The sequence below is a fragment of the Pantoea sp. M_10 genome (genome assembly GCF_008631515.1).
Taxonomy (GTDB): domain Bacteria; phylum Pseudomonadota; class Gammaproteobacteria; order Enterobacterales; family Enterobacteriaceae; genus Pantoea; species Pantoea anthophila.
On the sequence record NZ_VWUL01000001.1, the window covers coordinates 1,000,862 to 1,019,466 of the forward strand.

The 18,605-nt window shown below is 61.9% G+C and carries 16 protein-coding genes; 7 read left to right on the top strand and 9 right to left on the bottom strand.

Features of this window, described 5'->3' with window-relative positions:
* Positions 1-46: 46 nt before the first annotated feature.
* A complete protein-coding gene (locus F3I47_RS04780) occupies positions 47-1,402 on the top strand; it encodes a formimidoylglutamate deiminase (protein WP_150029456.1) in 1,356 nt (451 codons plus the stop codon).
* Positions 1,399-1,941, top strand: coding sequence for a HutD family protein (locus F3I47_RS04785; RefSeq protein ID WP_150029477.1), 543 nt, complete (start codon positions 1,399-1,401; stop codon positions 1,939-1,941). Before F3I47_RS04780 ends, F3I47_RS04785 begins: the two co-directional genes overlap by 4 nt.
* Here F3I47_RS04785 and hutC read toward each other — a convergent pair.
* Positions 1,925-2,680: a histidine utilization repressor gene (hutC, locus tag F3I47_RS04790; RefSeq protein WP_009091253.1), complete on the bottom strand. Its 756-nt coding sequence runs from the start codon at positions 2,678-2,680 to the stop codon at positions 1,925-1,927. The genes F3I47_RS04785 and hutC overlap by 17 nt on opposite strands.
* A 305-nt stretch (positions 2,681-2,985) precedes the next feature.
* Between hutC and hutH the strand changes: the two genes are divergently transcribed.
* From hutH to F3I47_RS04805, 3 genes are all read left to right on the top strand, one after another.
* Complete coding sequence (gene hutH, locus F3I47_RS04795) at positions 2,986-4,536, top strand: histidine ammonia-lyase (RefSeq protein WP_046101485.1); 1,551 nt, start codon at positions 2,986-2,988, stop codon at positions 4,534-4,536.
* Between the two features lie 15 nt (positions 4,537-4,551).
* Complete coding sequence (hutU, locus tag F3I47_RS04800) at positions 4,552-6,237, top strand: urocanate hydratase (protein ID WP_150029455.1); 1,686 nt, start codon at positions 4,552-4,554, stop codon at positions 6,235-6,237.
* A 203-nt stretch (positions 6,238-6,440) separates the two neighbouring features.
* Positions 6,441-7,598 (top strand): M20 aminoacylase family protein, encoded by a 1,158-nt coding sequence (locus F3I47_RS04805; RefSeq protein WP_150029454.1) that lies wholly within the window; start codon positions 6,441-6,443, stop codon positions 7,596-7,598.
* Between the two features lies 1 nt (position 7,599).
* Here the strand turns inward: F3I47_RS04805 and ybiB are convergent, their stop codons facing one another.
* The 4 genes from ybiB to F3I47_RS04825 form a co-directional block, all read right to left on the bottom strand.
* Positions 7,600-8,568: a DNA-binding protein YbiB gene (gene ybiB / locus F3I47_RS04810; RefSeq protein ID WP_046101482.1), complete on the bottom strand. Its 969-nt coding sequence runs from the start codon at positions 8,566-8,568 to the stop codon at positions 7,600-7,602.
* 26 nt (positions 8,569-8,594) lie between these two features.
* Entirely contained in the window at positions 8,595-10,763 is a 2,169-nt protein-coding gene (gene dinG / locus F3I47_RS04815) for an ATP-dependent DNA helicase DinG (RefSeq protein WP_009091262.1), read from the bottom strand.
* A gap of 151 nt (positions 10,764-10,914) precedes the next feature.
* Entirely contained in the window at positions 10,915-11,433 is a 519-nt protein-coding gene (locus F3I47_RS04820; RefSeq protein ID WP_150029453.1) for a GNAT family N-acetyltransferase, read from the bottom strand.
* Positions 11,430-11,993, bottom strand: coding sequence for a helix-turn-helix transcriptional regulator (locus F3I47_RS04825; protein ID WP_111208963.1), 564 nt, complete (start codon positions 11,991-11,993; stop codon positions 11,430-11,432). Before F3I47_RS04825 ends, F3I47_RS04820 begins: the two co-directional genes overlap by 4 nt.
* A gap of 149 nt (positions 11,994-12,142) precedes the next feature.
* Between F3I47_RS04825 and F3I47_RS04830 the strand changes: the two genes are divergently transcribed.
* Positions 12,143-12,877, top strand: a complete 735-nt coding sequence (locus F3I47_RS04830) for a MerR family transcriptional regulator (protein WP_009091268.1) — start codon at positions 12,143-12,145, stop codon at positions 12,875-12,877.
* A gap of 176 nt (positions 12,878-13,053) precedes the next feature.
* Here F3I47_RS04830 and F3I47_RS04835 read toward each other — a convergent pair whose 3' ends face one another.
* Genes F3I47_RS04835 through F3I47_RS04850 form a run of 4 tightly spaced genes read right to left on the bottom strand, consistent with a single transcriptional unit; the run spans position 13,054 to position 16,803 of the window.
* Positions 13,054-13,785: an ABC transporter permease gene (locus F3I47_RS04835; protein WP_150029452.1), complete on the bottom strand. Its 732-nt coding sequence runs from the start codon at positions 13,783-13,785 to the stop codon at positions 13,054-13,056.
* A complete protein-coding gene (locus F3I47_RS04840) occupies positions 13,773-14,720 on the bottom strand; it encodes an ABC transporter ATP-binding protein (RefSeq protein ID WP_046101478.1) in 948 nt (315 codons plus the stop codon). The genes F3I47_RS04835 and F3I47_RS04840 overlap by 13 nt, the downstream gene beginning before the upstream one ends.
* Positions 14,713-15,888 carry an ABC transporter permease gene (locus F3I47_RS04845; RefSeq protein WP_150029451.1) on the bottom strand — a complete coding sequence of 392 codons (1,176 nt, stop codon included), beginning with the start codon at positions 15,886-15,888 and terminating at the stop codon, positions 14,713-14,715. The genes F3I47_RS04840 and F3I47_RS04845 overlap by 8 nt, the downstream gene beginning before the upstream one ends.
* A 3-nt stretch (positions 15,889-15,891) precedes the next feature.
* Positions 15,892-16,803: an ABC transporter substrate-binding protein gene (locus F3I47_RS04850; RefSeq protein WP_058957722.1), complete on the bottom strand. Its 912-nt coding sequence runs from the start codon at positions 16,801-16,803 to the stop codon at positions 15,892-15,894.
* A gap of 304 nt (positions 16,804-17,107) precedes the next feature.
* Between F3I47_RS04850 and F3I47_RS04855 the strand changes: the two genes are divergently transcribed.
* Positions 17,108-18,583, top strand: coding sequence for an MFS transporter (locus tag F3I47_RS04855; protein WP_111207696.1), 1,476 nt, complete (start codon positions 17,108-17,110; stop codon positions 18,581-18,583).
* Positions 18,584-18,605 lie beyond the last annotated feature (22 nt).

Sequence of the window (18,605 nt, forward strand, 5' to 3'; positions counted from 1 at the left end):
TAAAGTATGTATATGTATATACAACTACATCCGACGAGGATCAACCATGGCGACTTTTTTTGCCCCGCGCGCACTGCTGGCGGAGGGCTGGCAGCAGCAGGTACGTATCACGGTCAATCAGGCCGGTTTTATCGACGCTCTTACCCCGGAGAGCCACGCCGATCAGGCGGTGCTGCTCAACGGCGAGGTGATCCCGGCGATCGCTAATCTGCACTCGCACGCCTTTCAGCGCGCCATGGCCGGTCTGGCGGAAGTGGCGGGCGATCCGCAGGACAGTTTCTGGACGTGGCGTGACCGGATGTACCGCATGGTGCAGCGCCTGACGCCGCAGCAGGCGGGCGACATCGCCGCCCTGCTCTACATTGAGATGCTGAAAGGGGGTTACACCCAGGTCGCGGAGTTTCACTATCTGCATCACGATCCCAGCGGCGCGCCCTATGCAGATGACGCCATGCTGCAGCAGCTGATCGACGCCGCCGAACTGGCCGGTATCGGCCAGACGCTGCTGCCGGTGCTCTACAGCTACAGCGGCTTTGGCAGCCAGCCTCCGGCTGCCGGGCAGAAACGCTTTATTCAGCAGACCGATCGTTATCTGCAACAGCAGGCGCGACTGGATGCGTGGCAGTGGCAGCGGCCCCTGCTGAACCGCGGCCTCTGTTTTCATTCGCTGCGGGCCGTCAGTGAAAGTCAGATGGAGACGGTGCTGGCGGAGAGCGATCCGACGCTGCCGGTGCATATCCATGTGGCGGAGCAGCAGAAAGAGGTGAATGACTCGCTGGCGTGGAGCGGCGAACGCCCGGTAAGCTGGCTGCTGAACCGTTTTGCCGTGGATGCACGCTGGTGCCTGATCCACGCCACTCATCTGGATGAGAGCGAGCTGACGCGCCTTGCCCGCAGCGGTGCGGTTGCCGGTCTCTGCCCCACCACCGAAGCGAATCTCGGTGACGGCATTTTTCCGGCGGTGGAGTATATCGCGCAGGGGGGACGCTGGGGCATCGGCTCCGACAGCCATGTCTCGCTCAGCGCCCAGGAAGAGCTGCGCTGGCTGGAGTATGCGCAGCGACTGCGCGATCAGCGCCGCAACCGCATTACCCTGCCCGGCCAGCCGTCGGTCGGCGATCTGCTGTGGCAACAGGCGGCGGCAGGCGGTGCACAGGCGTGCGGCATTCAGCAGGGAACGCTGGCGGTGGGGCAGCGCGCCGACTGGCTGGTGCTGCGCGATGAGGCGTGGCTCGGCAGCGTGGAATCTCAGGCGCTGCTGAACCGCTGGCTGTTTGCCGGTCAGCGCGATCAGATTCGGGACGTCTACGTGGCGGGTAAGGCGGTGATCGTCGATGGCGAGCATCCCCATCAGGCGGCGTGTGCCAGACGCTTCCGTCAGGCCATGGCGGCACTGCAATGATCGCCCGCTTCTCTTACGCTGACCTGGCGGTCAGCCGCTGGCGTAATGGCGGAGGCGAAACCCGCGAAATTGTCAGCTTTCCGCCCGGTGCGGAATCCTTTGGCTGGCGCGCCAGCATTGCCACCCTGGCGCAGGATGGCCCCTTCTCAGCCTTTCCGGGCATCGATCGGATCATCACCCTGCTGCAGGGCGACCCGGTCCTGCTTACCGCGCCGGGCACAGCGCATCGGTTAATGCCGCAGCAGCCCTGGTCATTTGCCGGCGAACTGGCCCTCACCGCGCAGTTGCAGGGCAGCATCAGTGAAGACTTTAACATTATGACGCGGCGGGAGCAGTGGCAGGCCACGGTTGAGGTGGTTACCGCCCCCGTCAGCAGCCTGCACGGGGTTGCCTGGGTGCTGGCAGGCGCGTGGCGGAGCGACGACGGGAAACAGCTGACCGCCCGACAGGGCGCATGGTGGGTCGATGAGGCGTGCAGTTTCACGCCCGACAGCCGGGACGCCCGGCTGCTGTTTACCCGGCTTAGCCGTGTCCCCTGAAGCGGCCCAGCAGTTTGTAACGTGAGCCGGGATAGAGCAGCCGCGCGTAGGTCACGATTTTGTTGTCGCTCCAGGTCTGACGGCGGATCAGCAGGCAGGGTTCGTGCTCATCCAGCGACAGATGTTTGCGCTGACGCACATCGGGCAGCACCGCCTCGACAATGTGCTCGCCCGCCGTCAGCGGCGCGACCCGCATCAGATAGGTATACGGGGTCATCTGCTGATAATCCTGCGCCAGATAATCGGGGGCGACCAGCGGATTGACCAGCCTGTCCTCCAGCTGTACCGGCAGATCGTTTTCGTAGTGCACAATCAGCGAATGATAGAGCGTCTGCCCGGTGGTCAGTCCCAGCACCGCCGCCTGTTCAGGATCGGCTTTGTTCTGGCCGATAGCGAGAATTTTACAGCTGTGCTGATGACCGCGCTGGGCGATCTCATCGGCGATGTTATGCACCTCCAGCATGGCGGTGTAGCCTTTCATCTCGGCCACGAAGGTGCCGACGCCCTGCATCCGGACCAGAAAGCCTTCGCTGGTCAGTTCACGTAGCGCCCGGTTGATGGTCATGCGGCTGACGCCCAGCTCATTAACCAGTTCACTTTCTGACGGCACACGCTGATTCGCTTTCCACATTCCTTCGCGGATCTGGCTGATGATCGCCTGCTTCACCCGCTGATAAATCGGGGCGGGCTCATCGCTCATCGCCGCCGCCAGTTGTGCCAGTGCCGTATGCTCGACCATTTGCTGTTCCTTTTCCTGATAGTGCCTTCAGTTTACTGTCTCACCGCGTGAATGTATATACATCCAGTCCGGCGCGCTGTGCCCCGCTGGTGCAGCGCCCGCCTCCTGATGGTGCAGCCTCCGCCTTCGTTTCCTCACCCACCCGCAGCAGGCAGGCATTCCATTTTTGTGATCGGCCTGGCACGCCCCTTGCTACTTGTATAGACAAGAATAGACACTTATGTTTCACTCGATTTATCCCGCTGGTTCAGGGCAGGAAAAACCGCTCAGCCGTGCCAGCAAACTTGTATAGACAGGAGTAGACTATGTCAGGTTCGTCTCAGGCTTTGCGCCTGGTGCCAGGCGAGGTAGACCTCGCCACCTTACGCGCCATCTATCAGGGTCACGTGACGCTGAGCCTCGATGACAGCGCGCGTCAGGCGATTGCAACGGCGCAGCAGACCGTGGAGGCGATCGTCGCCTCCGGCAACGTGGTGTATGGCATTAACACCGGCTTTGGCAAGCTGGCGCAGACGCAGATTCCGGCCAGCCGTCTGGCCGATCTGCAACGCAATCTGGTGCTGTCTCACAGCGTCGGGCTGGGGGATCTGCTGCCCGACAATGTCACCCGTCTGGTGGTCGCCACCAAAATCGTCAGCCTGGCCCGCGGCCACTCCGGCGTGCGGATCGAACTGGTGGAGGCGCTGCTGGCGCTGTTTAATGCCGGTGTCATGCCCTGCATTCCGGAAAAAGGATCGGTCGGGGCCTCTGGCGATCTCGCGCCGCTGGCGCACATGTCTCTGATGCTGCTGGGCGAAGGCCAGGTGCGGGTCAATGGCGCGCTGATCCCGGCAACAGAGGGACTGGCAAGCGTGGGCCTGTCGCCCTTTGTGCTCGGGCCGAAAGAGGGGCTGGCGCTGCTCAATGGCACCCAGGTTTCGACCGCGCTGGCGCTGCGCGGCCTGTTTGAAGGGGAGAATCTGTTTGCCGCCGGGCTGATGGCCGGTGCGCTGTCGCTGGAGGCGATTAAAGGCTCCCTGAAACCGTTCGACGCCCGTATTCATCAGGCGCGGGGCCAGCAGGGCCAGATTGCGGTCGCGGCCGCCGTCAGCAGCCTGATCGAAGGGAGTGAAATCCTGCAGTCCCACACCCACTGTGGCCGCGTGCAGGACCCCTACTCCATCCGCTGCGTGCCGCAGGTGATGGGTGCCTGCCTGGACAATATCCGCCACGCGGCGCGGATTCTGGAAATCGAAGCGAACGCCGCCTCGGATAATCCGCTGGTGTTCAGCGACAGCGGTGAGGTGATCTCCGGCGGCAACTTCCATGCCGAGCCGGTGGCCTTTGCCGCTGACATCCTGGCGCTGGCGATTGCCGAAGTGGGCGCCATCTCTGAACGGCGGCTGGCGCTGCTGCTGGACAGCGGCTTATCCGGTCTGCCGCCCTTCCTGGTGCGTGACGGCGGCGTGAACTCCGGCTTTATGATCGCCCAGGTCACCGCCGCGGCGCTGGCCTCTGAGAATAAGTCGCTGGCCCATCCGGGCAGCGTCGACAGCCTCCCCACCTCTGCAAACCAGGAAGATCACGTCTCCATGGCGACCTACGCTGCGCGTCGTCTCGGCAGCATGTGCTTTAACAGCGCCGCCGTGGTGGGCATCGAGGCGATGGCTGCCGCGCAGGGTATTGAGTTTAACCGGCCGCTGAAAAGTTCTGCGCTGATTGAGCAGGCGTTAGATGAGATCCGTCAGCAGGTGGCCTTCCTGGAGGAAGATCGCCTGCTGGCACCCGATATCGACGCCATGCGTCAGTGGGCAAGTCGCGCTGACTGGCCTCAGGCATTGACCGCGCTGCTGCCGAGCATGCGCTCCACTTCTTGAATTAAGGAATCTGTAATGAGCGAAACTCTTTCTCAGGCTGTGGCACGTGAGATTCGTGCGCCACACGGCACTACGCTGCACTGCGCTAACTGGCTGATTGAAGCGGCTTACCGCATGATTCAGAACAACCTCGACCCCGATGTGGCCGAGCGGCCGGAAGATCTGGTGGTTTACGGCGGCATCGGAAAGGCGGCACGCAACTGGGAATGCTTCGAGCAGATCCTGCGTTCCCTGCAGCTTCTGCAGCCGGACGAGACCCTGCTGATCCAGAGCGGCAAGCCGGTCGGTGTCTTCCGCACCCACGCCGACGCGCCGCGCGTGCTGCTGGCGAACTCCAACCTGGTGCCGCACTGGGCAAACTGGGATCACTTCCATGAGCTGGATAAAGCGGGCCTGATGATGTACGGCCAGATGACGGCAGGCTCCTGGATCTATATCGGTGCGCAGGGCATCGTGCAGGGCACCTACGAAACCTTTGTCGAGGCGGGACGTCAGCACTACAACAACGACCTGAGCGGACGCTGGATCCTCACCGCCGGACTGGGCGGCATGGGCGGCGCGCAGCCGCTGGCCGGGGTGCTGGCTGGCGCCTGTGTGCTGGCGATTGAGTGCCAGGAGTCGCGCATCGATTTCCGTCTGCGCACCCGCTACGTCGACTACAAAGCCACCACGCTGGATGAGGCGCTGGCGTTGATCAGCGACGCCACCGCCGCGAAAAAAGCGATTTCTGTCGGTCTGCTGGGCAATGCCGCTGAGATTCTGCCGGAGCTGGTAAAACGCGCCAGGGCGGGCGGGCCGAAGCCGGATATCGTGACCGATCAGACCTCGGCGCACGACCCGATCAATGGCTATCTGCCGATTGGCTGGGATCTGGCGCGCTGGGAGCAGGAGCGTGTTTCCCAGCCGAAAGCGGTAGAGAAAGCGGCGCGCGCCTCGATGGCGGTCCACGTCCAGGCGATGCTCGACTTCTGTCATATGGGCATTCCGACCGTGGATTACGGCAACAATATCCGCCAGGTGGCGCTGGATGAGGGTGTCAGCAACGCCTTCGATTTCCCCGGCTTTGTGCCCGCCTATATCCGTCCGCTGTTCTGTGAAGGCAAAGGCCCCTTCCGCTGGGTGGCGCTGTCAGGCGACCCGGAAGATATCTATAAGACCGACGCCCGACTCAAAGAGCTGTTCCCGCATCACAAAACGCTGCATCGCTGGCTCGATATGGCGCAGGAGCGCATCGCCTTCCAGGGACTGCCTGCCCGAATCTGCTGGCTGGGGCTGGGTGAACGGCATCTGGCCGGTCTGGCATTCAACGAAATGGTGCGCAACGGCGAGCTGAAAGCGCCGGTGGTGATTGGCCGCGACCATCTCGACTGTGGTTCGGTCGCCTCACCGAACCGCGAAACCGAGGCGATGAAAGATGGCTCTGATGCGGTCTCTGACTGGCCGCTGCTGAACGCGCTGCTGAACACCGCAGGCGGCGCGACCTGGGTCAGCCTGCATCATGGCGGCGGCGTGGGTATGGGCTTCTCTCAGCACTCGGGTGTGGTGATTGTCTGTGACGGCAGCAAAGAGGCGGATGCGCGTCTGGGTCGGGTGTTATGGAACGATCCGGCGACCGGGGTGATGCGTCATGCCGACGCCGGGTATGAGCTGGCGCAGCAGTGCGCCGCAGAGCACGACCTGAACCTGCCCATGCAGAAGTAACACCCTGACCGGGGCAGGCCGCAGCCTGCCCCGGCTTTCAACCTTACGCTTTGCACCCGGTAGCAGGCCGCTGGCATCACTTCCTTATTACTTATTCCATTTTGATTTAGCCTATAGCCCGATTTAAGCCTGACGGCGATAGACGCCGCGCCAGACGACCTCTAAAGTGAAATCTTCTCATTCTGTATGGAGCGCGACTCTGCATGACCCTTTCCCCTGCCCTGCTTGAAGATGCCCTGCGCTGGCGCCGTGAGTTTCATCGCCACCCCGAATTAGGTTACCAGGAACAGCAAACCAGCCAGTTTATCGCGGAGGAGTTAGCCCGGGCGGGATTGCAGGTGTTTCGTGGCCTGGCGGGCACCGGGGTCATCGGCACGCTGGAGAATGGTCCTGGCCCGGTCATTGGCCTGCGGGCGGACATGGATGCGCTGCCGATCACGGAGAAAGGGGAAGCGGCGTGGCGCTCTGCCACACCGGGCGTGATGCACGCCTGCGGCCACGATGGTCACAGTGCCACGCTGCTGGCCGCTGCCCGCCAGCTGGCCGCGACGCGCCAGTTCAGCGGCACCGTGCATTTCATCTTTCAGCCTGCCGAGGAGAACCTCGGTGGCGCACGGAGAATGGTGGAAGAGGGACTGTTCCAGCGCTTCCCGATGGATGCCATCTACGCGATGCATAACTGGCCGGGGCTGCCGCTGGGGTCACTGGCGGTGAATCCCGGTGCCATGATGGCGTCGCTGGACTCGTTTGAGATCACCCTGCACGGCAAAAGCTGCCACGCGGCGATGCCGGAAAGCGGAGCCGATCCGATGGTGGTCGCCGCCGAGCTGATTCTGGCGCTGCAGACGATCCCGTCGCGTCGCCTGTCACCGCTCGCCTCGGCGGTGGTGAGCGTGACCCAGATCCACGGTGGCGAGGCGATTAACGTTATCCCCGAGCAGATTGTGCTGCGCGGCACGGTGCGCTGTCTGCAGACCAGCGTGCGCGATAAGGTGCGCGGACTGATTGATGAGTTTGTGGCGACTCTGCCGCGTCCGTTTGGCGTCAGCGGTGAAGTGCACTGGTTGCCGGGCTATCCGGTGACCGCTAACCATGCGCTGCCCGCTGAGCAGGTGCGCAAGGTGGCGCTGGCGACGCTGGGTGCCGGACAGGTTCACTGGCAGGTGAATCCGTCGATGGCGTCGGAAGATTTTGCCTGCATGCTGGAAGCCTGCCCTGGCGCTTACTTCTGGCTGGGCGCAGATGGAGAAACCCCCTCTGCGCCGCTGCACAACGCCCGCTATGATTTCAACGACGCGCTGCTGCCGATTGGCATCCGTTTCTGGCAGGATCTGGTGGAACAGGCCCTGCCGCAATCCTGAGTCAGTAACCGGCGGCGCGGATCTGCTCCTCCGCCGCCGCCAGTGAATCGCACTGACCGCTGGCGCGCAGGCAGCAGGCGATCTGCAGCCGCAGCGATGCGGGCAGCGGGCGCTGCTGATTCAGCACCTCCTCAATCCAGCGCGCCGTCACCTCTGCCGTTTTATCTGCCGGCAGCTCTACGGCCACTTCTGGCTGACGCTCCACCCAGACTTCGGTTTCGGCTCCCGCGCCCTGAATCATGCTGATCGCCGGGCAGCGCTGCGGATTCGCATACACTTCCCCTTCGGTGCCATTAAGCAACAGGGCTGGCGCATCGATGTCGCTGAAGAATTTCGCCACACGCGGCACATACTCCGGATGCGAGACGCTCGACAGACGCAGCGCCGCCCGCTCCGCAAACGGGGTCGCCAGTTTTGCCAGCGTGTGCGCACTGTTACGCACGCCCATTCGCCAGCGCAGAGACAGCTGCTTCGCCATCGGCGGGCAGAGGTGATCGATGGTGATAAAAGCCAGCTCGCCCTGATCCAGTCTGGCCTGCGCCGCCTCTGCCGTGGTGACCGGTGCGATGCCGAGCGCCGCAAACACCGCCTCGCTGGTAATGCGCGTCGCGTCGTCGCTGACACCATGCACCAGCACCGGAAAGCCGAATTTTACCAGCAGCAGCGCCAGCAGAGGCGTCAGGTTGCCCTGACGACGGGCACCGTTGTAGCTGGGGATGACGATCGGCATGGGCCGGTTTTCCGGCGCACGCAGCTGCATCATCTGCGCCTGCATCGCCTGATAAAAGCCGCGCATCTCCGCTTCGCCTTCGCCTTTGATGCGCAGCGCAATCAGGATACCGCCCAGTTCCAGATCGGGCACCTCGCCCGCCAGCATCGCGCTGTAGAGCGCCACGGCACTCTCAAAATCGATATCGCGGGCATGATTTTTACCGCGACCAATCTCTTTAATAATTTTATTCAGTTCCATCACTCGCTTCCGGTTAAGTGCGCGGCTCAGCGCCGCGTGGGACGTCGTTTTCGCACGCTGGTTTTGGGCACCACGGCGGCCGGTATCGCTTCCGGCTCGGGCGCTTCCGGCTGCTCAATCGGGAAGACGGGCAGCGCCGCCAGCAGCCGGCTGCCGTAAGCTTTGCTCAGCAGCCGGCGGTCATAGATTACGATTTCGCCATAGCATTGGTGGCTGCGAATCAGGCGTCCGACCTGCTGAATCAGGGTAAATGAGGCGCTGGGCAGACTCTGCACCTCAAACGGATAGCGCTTCAGGCTTTTCAGCCACTCGCCTTCGGTCAAAATTACCGGACTGTCTACCGGGGGAAAAGCGATTTTGTGAATATGCACCTGACTCAGCAGATCGCCTTTCAGATCCAAGCCTTCAGCGAAGGATTGCAGGCCAATCAGAATACTGGTTTCGCCTTTAGCAACCCGCTGCCGGTGCAGATCGACCAGGCGGCTGCGCGGCTGATCGCCCTGTACCAGCATCGACAGCCGCAGATCGGGCAGCGAGGTGACAAACTGCTGCATCGCCCGGTTGCTGGCAAACAGCACCAGCACCCCTTTGTGCTTTTTCTCTTTCATCTGCTGGCGGAAGAATCCGGCCATCTCGGCGATATGCTCCGCCTCATGCGACATCAGGGGTTCATAGCGCATCTGCGGGATGACCAGCTTGCCCTGCCCGACGTGGTTGAACGGGGAGTCGAGCGCCACAAAGCGATCGCCCGCTTTTTCGCTCAGTCCCGACATCTCCTGCAGGCGGTTGAAGCTGTTGAGCGAACGCAGCGTGGCGGAGGTGACCACCACATGCGGGATTTTGCGCCACAGCATCTTCTCCAGCTGATCGCTGACGCGGATACCGGCGCAGTGAAACAGCAGGTGCGCCTGCCCTTCGCGCAGCTCGCGGGTAATCCATTTTGAAACCGGCGCGCCGGAGGCTTTCTCCATTGCCGCCAGCCGCCACAGTTTGCTGATCGATTCGAACCAGCCAAACTGGCGATTGAGCTGCAGCAGATTACGGTGCAGCCGCACGACGTCGACCTTGCCCGTCTGCTCGCTCAGCGCATTGATCAGGCCTTCACTCAGCCCGCGCAACGCGTCACTGAGTTTAAACAGCCGGGCGCAGAGGTCGAGTAACTCCTGCGGCAGCGCCCCCAGCACAAAGCGATATTCGCCCGGCTGGTTATGGGGCGGCAGCAGCGGATTCAGCGCCTGGGCGGTCACCGTAAGCAGTTCGCGCAGCTCATCGCAGTGCGCTTTCAGCCTTTCCGGGTTTGCCAGCGGCGGCGGCGATTTCGGCCGCATCTGGGTCATGATGCCGTCGACCAGCCGGATAAAGAGATCGAGCTGCAGGCTGCTCCAGCCCGGCGTGATGTCGGCGCTCATCTCCAGCGCATCGCGGGCCACTTCCGGCAGATGATGCCCCTCATCCAGCACCAGCATCAGGTTTTTAGCGGGCGGGAGTACCGACTCATTCTCCATCGCGGCCATCACCAGCGCATGGTTCGCCACCACCACATCCACCTGCTCAATCTCACGGCGCGCGACAAAAAAGGGGCATTCACGATACCAGCGGCAGTGCGCGCCCAGGCAGCTCGCCTTGTCGGTGGAGAGCCGCTGCCACAGGCTGTCGCTGACGTTCTCCTCGCTGTGATCGCGCAGGCCATCCCACTGATAGCGATCCAGCGACTTCTGCAGGCGGCCACACTGCGTCTGCTCCTCTTTGGTGCTGCTGACGGCGTCGTCGTCCAGATAGAGCAGCAGATCGCCCTGCTGATCGTCATCGGCTGCCAGCGCGGCCAGATTGCGCGGACAGACATAGCGTCTGCGTCCAAAGGCGGCAGTAAAAGTCAGATCGGGAATGATTTTTTTGAGCAGCGGCAGATCTTTGGTGAAGATCTGATCCTGCAGCGCCACGTTGGCGGTGCTGATCACCAGCCGTTTTTCCTGGGCGCGGCTGGCCGCGATGCCGGGAATAAGATAGGAGAGCGTTTTACCCACGCCGGTCGGCGCTTCCACCGCCAGGTGGCGCGCATCGTCACCAGCCAGACATTTTGCCACTTCGGCGATCATCTGACGCTGCGGCGCACGCGGAATGAAATCAGGCACCTGCTGCGAAAGCGCTTTATACCACTGCGCTATCTGGCTTTTTACTGCGGCTGTCAGGGCCATGAGTTGCGTTACCACACCGAAAAAATGGCCTGTATTTTTACACAGTATCCCGGCGGCGTCAGCTTTCGTGCTGAATTTTTCGTGCGCCGTCGGAAATTTCAGCGGATAGCGTGGAGGCGTTCAGCGCCGGGTCGTCCGGCGCGGAAGCAGGCTACGCCAGCACCTTATACATATAGGTAGTGGCATCCAGCACGCCCGCCGTCGACTCGGCATAAAAGGGGATCGACCCTGCCACCTGCCAGCCCAGCGAACGATAGAGATCGCTGGCAACGTCACCGCTGCGGGTATCCAGCACCAGCAGCGTTTTGCCCTGCCCGCGGGCCAGTTGCTCAGCGCGCTGCATCAATTCGCGGGCAATCCCCTGACGCCGCGCCTGCGGATGCACCAGCAGCTTGCTGACGTCGGCCCGATGGCGGCCGTTCGGCATCGCGCTGCGACTGAGGATCACCGTCGCCACAATCCGGTTGTGCTGACGCGCCACCAGCAGTTCGCTCTCCCCGCTGGTCAGACTGGCTACCCGCTGCTGCCAGAAGCGCGTCATCACCGCCACATCGGCGGCATCCACGAATCCGACACTGGCGCCATCAGCCACGCAGGCCTGAAGCACTGCCCTCAGCCCATCGATCTCCTGTTGTGCCTGTTCAGGTGAAAGCCTCTGATAATCGATCATGGTTTTGCCACCGCCAGCAGATAGTGTGCGCCTTCGGTCAGATGCGCCTCGAAAGCCGATTTTCCGGTGAGGTGAAAACGTAAACAGTCACCGGGCTTTAGCGTCCACTGCTGTTCGGCCACCGATACGGTCAGGCCGCCTGCCTGAAGCAGGATATGTTGCTCCAGTCCCTGGATGGGTGGCGCATCATATTCAATGCGTGCACCAGGCCGTAATTTGCCCTCTACCAGTTCGCATCTAAAATGAAGTGCGGGCGGTGAAACATTGCGGCGGATAAAACCGCTGGACGAGTCATGCCAGACCGGTTGCTGATCATAAGGCACCAGCAGACTCGACGACTCCTCAACCTCACTCAGCAGGCGAGACATGGTTAATCCGTAGGCGGCACACAGCCGGTTAAGCAATGCGGCAGTAGGGCTGGTCTCGCTTCGCTCAATGCGCGATAATGACGCGCGACTGATGCCGGTGGCGACAGAAAGTTCATCCAGTGACCAGCCGCGTTGCAAGCGTAATTCTGCCAGCCTTACCGCCAGTCGTTGCTCCGTATTCAGCTCCGGCATGGTATTTTCTCATATAAGGGAATTATTCTCTTAAATGAGATATAGCTGGAAACAGGCGTATCAGTCAAGTTGTACATTGCGAAATGTATTGTACAACTTAACTGGCTTCGTTATGGTAATCGCACTCAGACCAATCGAAAGAGGCATTTATGACCTTATACAGTATCGGTGACGTCGCCGAGCGCTGTGGCATAAACCCAGTCACCCTGCGCGCCTGGCAGCGTCGTTATGGCTTGCTGAAGCCACAGCGCACCGAAGGCGGGCATCGTCAGTTTGATGAAGAAGATGTACAGCGCATCGAAGAGATCATGCGCTGGATTGAAAGCGGCGTGCCGGTCGGTAAAGTCAAGGCACTGCTGGAAGGGGGCGACGTGGATGCCCATGATGGCTGGACAACCCTGCAGGATGAGCTGATCAGCGTTCTGCGCCATGTCAGACCCGCAAAACTTCGTAACAAAATTGCCGCGATTGGCCGCGAGCATCCGATTGATGCGCTGATCGACCACGTTTTTATGCCGGTGCGCCAGAAGCTGAGTCTGGACCAGAACACCGCCCGCACGATGTGCAGCCTGCTGGATGGTCTGCTGATCGACTATGTCGCGTTCTGCCTGACGGGCAGCCGCAAAAAATCGGGCAAGGATGCGCTGATCATCGGCTGGGGTATCGAGGATCGCACCCGCATCTGGCTGGAGGGCTGGCGTCTGTCGCAGCACGGCTGGCGGATTGATGTACTGGCCGAACCGCTGGACGTGCCGCGTCCTGAACTCTTTCCCGGCATGAACATGTTTGTCTTTACCGGTAAAAAACTGACCCGTCGCCAGCAGGAACAGCTGTCACACTGGCAGGAACAGGGCTATTCCGTGCGGTTGCACGAACCCGCCTGATAACAAAAAACGCACGCCGGGCGCTTTGCCTGCTGCCTCGCGCGCGCTATTATCCCCGCCTCACTGTTAACACGCTCAGGTTTTCTCCATGAACTGCAAAAAAGCCTTTTTCGCCACGCTCTTTTTTATCATGGCCGTCGGCGGCACCAGCGGACTGATGCTGGTCGGATACTCTCTCATCGTTCACTCACGCTAAGCCAGCGTTGCAGGCGCTCAAACAGGCGGTCGCTGACGATAGCCAGCAGCGCCACCAGCAACGCCCCCTGAATCACATACGCCGTATTAAAACCGCTTAAGCCGATAATCACCGGTGACCCCAGACTTTTCGCCCCGACCGTCGAGGCGATGGCGGCGGTGCCGATATTAATGATCACCGAGGTGCGTATTCCGGCGATGATCACCGGCGCAGCCAGCGCCAGCTCGATCTGCCACAGCCGCTGCCAGGAGCTCATACCCAGCCCGGTGGCGATCTCCCGGCTGCTGGCGGGCACGCTGTCGAGTCCGGCCAGCGTGCCCTGTAAAATCGGCAGTAACCCATAGAGCAGCAGCGCAACGACGGCGGGCCAGGTCCCAAAGCCCATCACCGGCACGGCAATCGCCAGCACGGCCACCGGCGGAATCGTCTGCCCCGCCGCCACGATCGTCTCCATCAGCGGCCGGAAGGCGCGACCGGCGCGCCGCGTGACCAGCACACCGCTGCCGATGCCCAGAACGATCGCCAGCAGGCTGGCCGTGATCACCAGCAGCAGATGCGCCAGCGTCAGCTGCCAGAAGCTCTCCTGCTGATAAAGTGGCCGCGCCAGGTCGGGAAACCATGTGTGAAACAGCGGCCCGCTGTAGGGCATCAGGGCCAGCAGCGCGCCGTAGAGCAGCACCAGCCACAGCAGCGGATCTTTCAGCCAGCGCATGCTAATCCCTCGCGCAGTTGCAGCAGATCGCTAAAGTGCAGCACGCCCAGCGGCTGCTGCTGATCGTCGACCACCGGCAGTTTATCGGTGCGCCGGGTGATAAACTGCGACAGGGCGTCACGCAGCGTCAGCGTCGCGGCGATGGGTTCGCCCGTCAGCCACTCGCCGCGCCGGACGGCATCTCCGGCGTGCTCCAGCGACAGCAGTCTTACCCCCATTTCCGTGCGACCAAAGAAGTCGCGGACAAAATCATTTTCTGGCCGGGTCAGCAGCTCCACCGGCCTGCCCTGCTGAACAATCCCGCCGTTATCCATCAGTACAATGCGGTCCGCCAGGGTCAGCGCCTCGTCGATATCATGGGTCACCAGCACGATGGTACGCCCCGACAGCCGGTGGATACGCAGCATCTCCTGCTGCAGCGCGCCCCGCGTTACCGGATCGAGCGCCCCGAACGGCTCATCCATCAGCAGCACCTCCGGATCGGCGGCCAGCGCTCGCGCCACGCCGACCCGCTGCTGCTGCCCGCCGGAGAGCTGATGCGGATAGCGCTTCAGCAGCTGTGCGTCCAGATTCAGCAGCGCCAGCAGCGCCGTGATGCGTTCGTTGATCTGCGCGCGGGGCCAGCCCAGCAGTTCGGGCACCGTGGCGATATTCTTCTGCACCGTCCAGTGCGGAAACAGCCCGATCGACTGGATGGCATAGCCCATGCGGCGCCGCAGCGTGCGGGCATTCAGCTGGCGAATTGACTCACCGGCAAAGCGGATGTCACCGCTGTCAAACTCCACCAGCCGGTTGATCATCTTAAGGGTGGTTGATTTACCGGAGCCGGAGGTGCCGAGCAGCACGCAGAACTCCCCTTCCGCCACCTGTAACGACAGATCTTTTACCGCCGTTTTGCCGTTAAAGGCGCGGGAAACGCCCCTGAACTCAATCATCTTTTCTCTCCAGCAGTGAGATCAGCAGGCGGAACAGCGCATCGATCGCCACCGCCAGCGCGATCACCGGGATCACCCCCAGCAGCACCAGATCGAGCGCGCTGCTTAACAGGCCCTGAAAAATAATCGCACCAAAGCCGCCTGCCCCAATCAGCGCGGCGACCACCGCCATACCCAGCGTCTGTACCACCACTACCCGCAGACCCGCCAGCCAGACCGGCAGCGCCAGCGGCACATCGACCGCGACAAACTGCTGCCAGCCGCTCATCCCCGTGCCGCGCGCGCTTTCGCGCACCTCGTGTGGCACCTGCTGCAGCCCCACCACCACGCTGCGTACCAGCGGTAGCAGGGCGTAGAGCACCAGGGCGATCAGCGCCGGGGCCATGCCGATGCCGCTGATGCCCCAGGCCCCGAGCCACGGAAAGTGATTTGCCAGTCCGGCCAGTGGCGCAATCAGCAGGCCAAACAGCGCCACCGACGGCACCGTCTGGATCACATTCAGCACGCCAAAGACGCCGCTCTGCCAGCCTGGCCGCCGGAACAGCAGGACCCCCAGCGGCAGCGCTATCAGTAACGCCGGCAGCACCGTGCCGGCCAGCAGCGTAAGATGGCGTCCCAGTGCGGCATCAAACACCGCATGGCGGTTGGCATACTCTTTCAGCAGGGAGAGGTCGCTGAGCTGACCGCTGAAGAGCAGCAGCAGAGGCAGCAGCCAGACCTGCAGATTGAGCAGCAGCTGAGCCAGCCGGTGACGGGTGATCTGCCGCACCCGATCGGTGATCAGCAGCAGGAGCAGCGCGCCGCTGCACCACAGGCCGCTGGCAAAGCTGGTGCGTGCCAGACGACTGCCCTGCTGGCTGAGCAGCGTGGCCTGATGACCACTGAGCCAGAGGATCGCGGCCAGCATCAGCTGCGCGGCCAGCAGCGCCAGCGCCAGGTTTACCCGCGTTGGCGGCCGCCATAACAGCAGCCAGAGCGTCAGCAGCGGCACAAGCAGCAGCCCGAACCGGCTGATCTGCGATCCCATCAGCGGTTCCCCGGCCACCAGCCGGTTCGGGGCGAAGTTAAGAAACGGCAGCGCCGCCAGCGCCAGGCTCAGCAGCGTCAGCAGCAGCAGGGCCACCGGCTGCTGCAGCGGGCGACGTATCGCTTCCCGCGATAACACCATCGGTTACAGCAACTTCTTCTGCTGCAGCCATTCGGTCGCGACGCTGCTGGCATCCTGACCGTCCACGGCGATTTTCGCGTTGAGCTGTTGCAGCGTCTTCTCGTCCAGCGCGCTGAATACCGGCTTCAGCCATTCCGCAATCTGTGGGTACGCTTTCAGAACCGATTCGCGGATCACCGGTGTCGGGGCGTAAATCGGCTGAACGCCTTTCGGATCGCTGAGCGTCTGCAGACCCAGCGCCGCCACCGGCCCGTCGGTGCCATACGCCATCGCCGCGTTCACCCCGGAAGTCTGCTGTGCCGCCGCGCTGATGGTCACCGCGGTATCGCCGCCAGCCAGCGACAGCAGCTGATCCTGCGTGAGGTTAAATCCGTAGGCTTTTTCAAAGGCGGGCAAGGCGTCGCTGCGTTCAATAAACTCTGCCGACGCCGCCAGCTTGAAGGTCCCGCCTTTTTTCAGCCAGGCGCTGAGGTCGGCCAGAGAGGTAAGCTGATTCTTTTCGGCCAGATCTTTTCGCACAGCGATGGTCCAGGTGTTGTTAGCCGGTGCCGGTGTCAGCCAGACCAGATGGTTTTTCTCCGCATCGAGCTTTTTCACTTTTTCATAGCCCTGGGCGGCATTCTTCCAGGCGCTGTCTTTTTCATCGTTAAAGAAAAACGCGCCGTTGCCGGTGTATTCCGGATAGATATCCAGTTCGCCCGCCGTGATCGCGCCACGCACCACCTGAGTGGTGCCGAGCTGGATTTTATTCACGGTTTTCACGCCATGCTTTTCCAGCACCTGAAGAATCACATTTCCCAGCAGCGAGCCTTCCGTATCAATTTTTGAGCCGACCCGCACCGGATCGGCTGCCTGTGCTACCCCGATGCTGAGCAGTAAGGCGCTGACGCCGATCCAACCCCGAATTCTGACCATGACCTTTTCCTTATCGCATTATCGCGTGTTGTTATAGCGTGATGTTTTCGCGAGGCGTCAATGGTGCGCCTGAGCGATCAGACTGCTCTCCTGCTTTCTGAGTCGATGCTGGCAGGGCGCGAAGCGGTAAATTCTCTGCCTTAAAAGCGTAGCCTGGCGCGGCGGTGATGCCGCTGACTTTCTCGCAATCTGATAACGATTTGAGATTATAAAATAATTTTATATAACTCAAATGAATTTACGTCTGGGCGTCTAAACGGCTATTCTCGAAAATCTGTTTTTATAATAAAAGACGCACAACATCATGTCCGACCTGACTTCTTCTGCCCATGTGGCGACTGCCGGGCGTTCGCCCGCCGGGGAAACGCAATGGATTCGCAGCGCCGCTGACGTCTCCCGTTTAGTGAATAGTGGCGACAGCGCCCGCAATAATGCCCGCATCGTGGTGGCGATTGCGCTGGGTGGCGTGTTTCTTGACGCCTACGATCTGGGTGCGCTGGCTTTTGGCATCAAAGATGTGACGCGCGAATTTCATCTTACGCCGACCGGCACCGGCATGATCGCCTCCGCGATTACCTTCGGGGCGATCGTGGGTGCGCTGCTCGGCGGCTACCTCACCGATAAGATTGGCCGCTATCGGGTCTTTATGGCCGATATGTTCTTTTTCGTCGTCGCGGCTATCGCCTGTGCTTTTGCTCCCAATGAGTATGTGCTGGGGGCAGCGCGCTTTGTGATGGGCCTGGGTGTCGGCATCGATCTGCCGGTGGCGATGGCCTTCCTGGCGGAGTTTTCGAAGCTGCGCGGTAAGGGGAATAAAGCCGCCAGCGTGGCGATGTGGTGCCCGACCTGGTACGCGGCGATCAGTATCTCCTATCTGCTGGTGCTGCTGCTCTATGCGGTATTGCCGGAGAGCCATACCGACTGGCTGTGGCGGCTGATCCTGGGGTTTGGAGCCGTGCCGGCGATAGTCATTATCGCTATCCGCAGTCGTTACATGAGTGAGTCGCCGGTCTGGGCGGCCAATCAGGGCGACCTGAAAGGGGCGGCGGCGATCTTACGCAGCGCATGGAATATCAACGCGCAGGTGGCACCCGATGCCGCGCTGACGCCGGTTACACCGGTGCGCAGGGCGAGCTGGCGCAACTATGGTGCGCTGCTGCAGGGCGTCTATCGCCGCCGCACGCTGCTGGCGACCATTACCTCTATCGCCTCATCCTTTGCTTATAACGCCGTCGCGTTTGGCCTGCCGGTGATCATCACCAGCTTTTTTGCCCAGTCGATGCTGACCACGATTCTGGTGTCGCTGGCGCTGAATCTGCTGTTCGCCTTTGTGGGCGGGCTGCTGGCGGTGCGTCTGGTGCCGCGTCTGGGTGCCTGGAAGATGTCGGTGGCGGGTTACAGTTGTCAGTGTGTGGCGCTGCTCGGGCTGGCGCTGATTGGTCGCCCGGAAGGGGGGCAGGAAGCGGCTGTCGCGATCGGGATGCTGGCGCTGTTCCTGTTTGGCCAGGGATTCGGGCCCGGCTCGCACACCATGACCTTTGCGTCACTGAGCTACCCCACGTCGCTGCGGGGTGTGGGCGTCGGCTTCAATCAGACGCTGATGCGCGGCAGTTCGACCGTTTCACTGTTTCTGTTCCCGGTGCTGGTTGCGGCGCTCGGCACCGGCGTGTTCTGGGTGATCTTCCTGGCCCCGCTGGCCGGACTGCTGGCCCTGCTGGCCATCCGCTGGGAACCATCGGGCTATGATGTGGATGCAGAGGATTTTGAGCTGCCGCGATAATCCGCGCTGAGGGCGTGGACAG

What these genes read in the sequence shown, in the direction of transcription:
- F3I47_RS04780 (WP_150029456.1), top strand. Translation starts at nt 47, where the DNA reads ATGGCGACTTTTTTTGCCCCGCGCGCACTGCTGGCGGAGGGCTGGCAG.
- F3I47_RS04785 (WP_150029477.1), top strand. Translation starts at nt 1,399, where the DNA reads ATGATCGCCCGCTTCTCTTACGCTGACCTGGCGGTCAGCCGCTGGCGT.
- hutC (WP_009091253.1), bottom strand. Translation starts at nt 2,680, where the DNA reads ATGGTCGAGCATACGGCACTGGCACAACTGGCGGCGGCGATGAGCGAT.
- hutH (WP_046101485.1), top strand. Translation starts at nt 2,986, where the DNA reads ATGTCAGGTTCGTCTCAGGCTTTGCGCCTGGTGCCAGGCGAGGTAGAC.
- hutU (WP_150029455.1), top strand. Translation starts at nt 4,552, where the DNA reads ATGAGCGAAACTCTTTCTCAGGCTGTGGCACGTGAGATTCGTGCGCCA.
- F3I47_RS04805 (WP_150029454.1), top strand. Translation starts at nt 6,441, where the DNA reads ATGACCCTTTCCCCTGCCCTGCTTGAAGATGCCCTGCGCTGGCGCCGT.
- ybiB (WP_046101482.1), bottom strand. Translation starts at nt 8,568, where the DNA reads ATGGAACTGAATAAAATTATTAAAGAGATTGGTCGCGGTAAAAATCAT.
- dinG (WP_009091262.1), bottom strand. Translation starts at nt 10,763, where the DNA reads ATGGCCCTGACAGCCGCAGTAAAAAGCCAGATAGCGCAGTGGTATAAA.
- F3I47_RS04820 (WP_150029453.1), bottom strand. Translation starts at nt 11,433, where the DNA reads ATGATCGATTATCAGAGGCTTTCACCTGAACAGGCACAACAGGAGATC.
- F3I47_RS04825 (WP_111208963.1), bottom strand. Translation starts at nt 11,993, where the DNA reads ATGCCGGAGCTGAATACGGAGCAACGACTGGCGGTAAGGCTGGCAGAA.
- F3I47_RS04830 (WP_009091268.1), top strand. Translation starts at nt 12,143, where the DNA reads ATGACCTTATACAGTATCGGTGACGTCGCCGAGCGCTGTGGCATAAAC.
- F3I47_RS04835 (WP_150029452.1), bottom strand. Translation starts at nt 13,785, where the DNA reads ATGCGCTGGCTGAAAGATCCGCTGCTGTGGCTGGTGCTGCTCTACGGC.
- F3I47_RS04840 (WP_046101478.1), bottom strand. Translation starts at nt 14,720, where the DNA reads ATGATTGAGTTCAGGGGCGTTTCCCGCGCCTTTAACGGCAAAACGGCG.
- F3I47_RS04845 (WP_150029451.1), bottom strand. Translation starts at nt 15,888, where the DNA reads ATGGTGTTATCGCGGGAAGCGATACGTCGCCCGCTGCAGCAGCCGGTG.
- F3I47_RS04850 (WP_058957722.1), bottom strand. Translation starts at nt 16,803, where the DNA reads ATGGTCAGAATTCGGGGTTGGATCGGCGTCAGCGCCTTACTGCTCAGC.
- F3I47_RS04855 (WP_111207696.1), top strand. Translation starts at nt 17,108, where the DNA reads ATGTCCGACCTGACTTCTTCTGCCCATGTGGCGACTGCCGGGCGTTCG.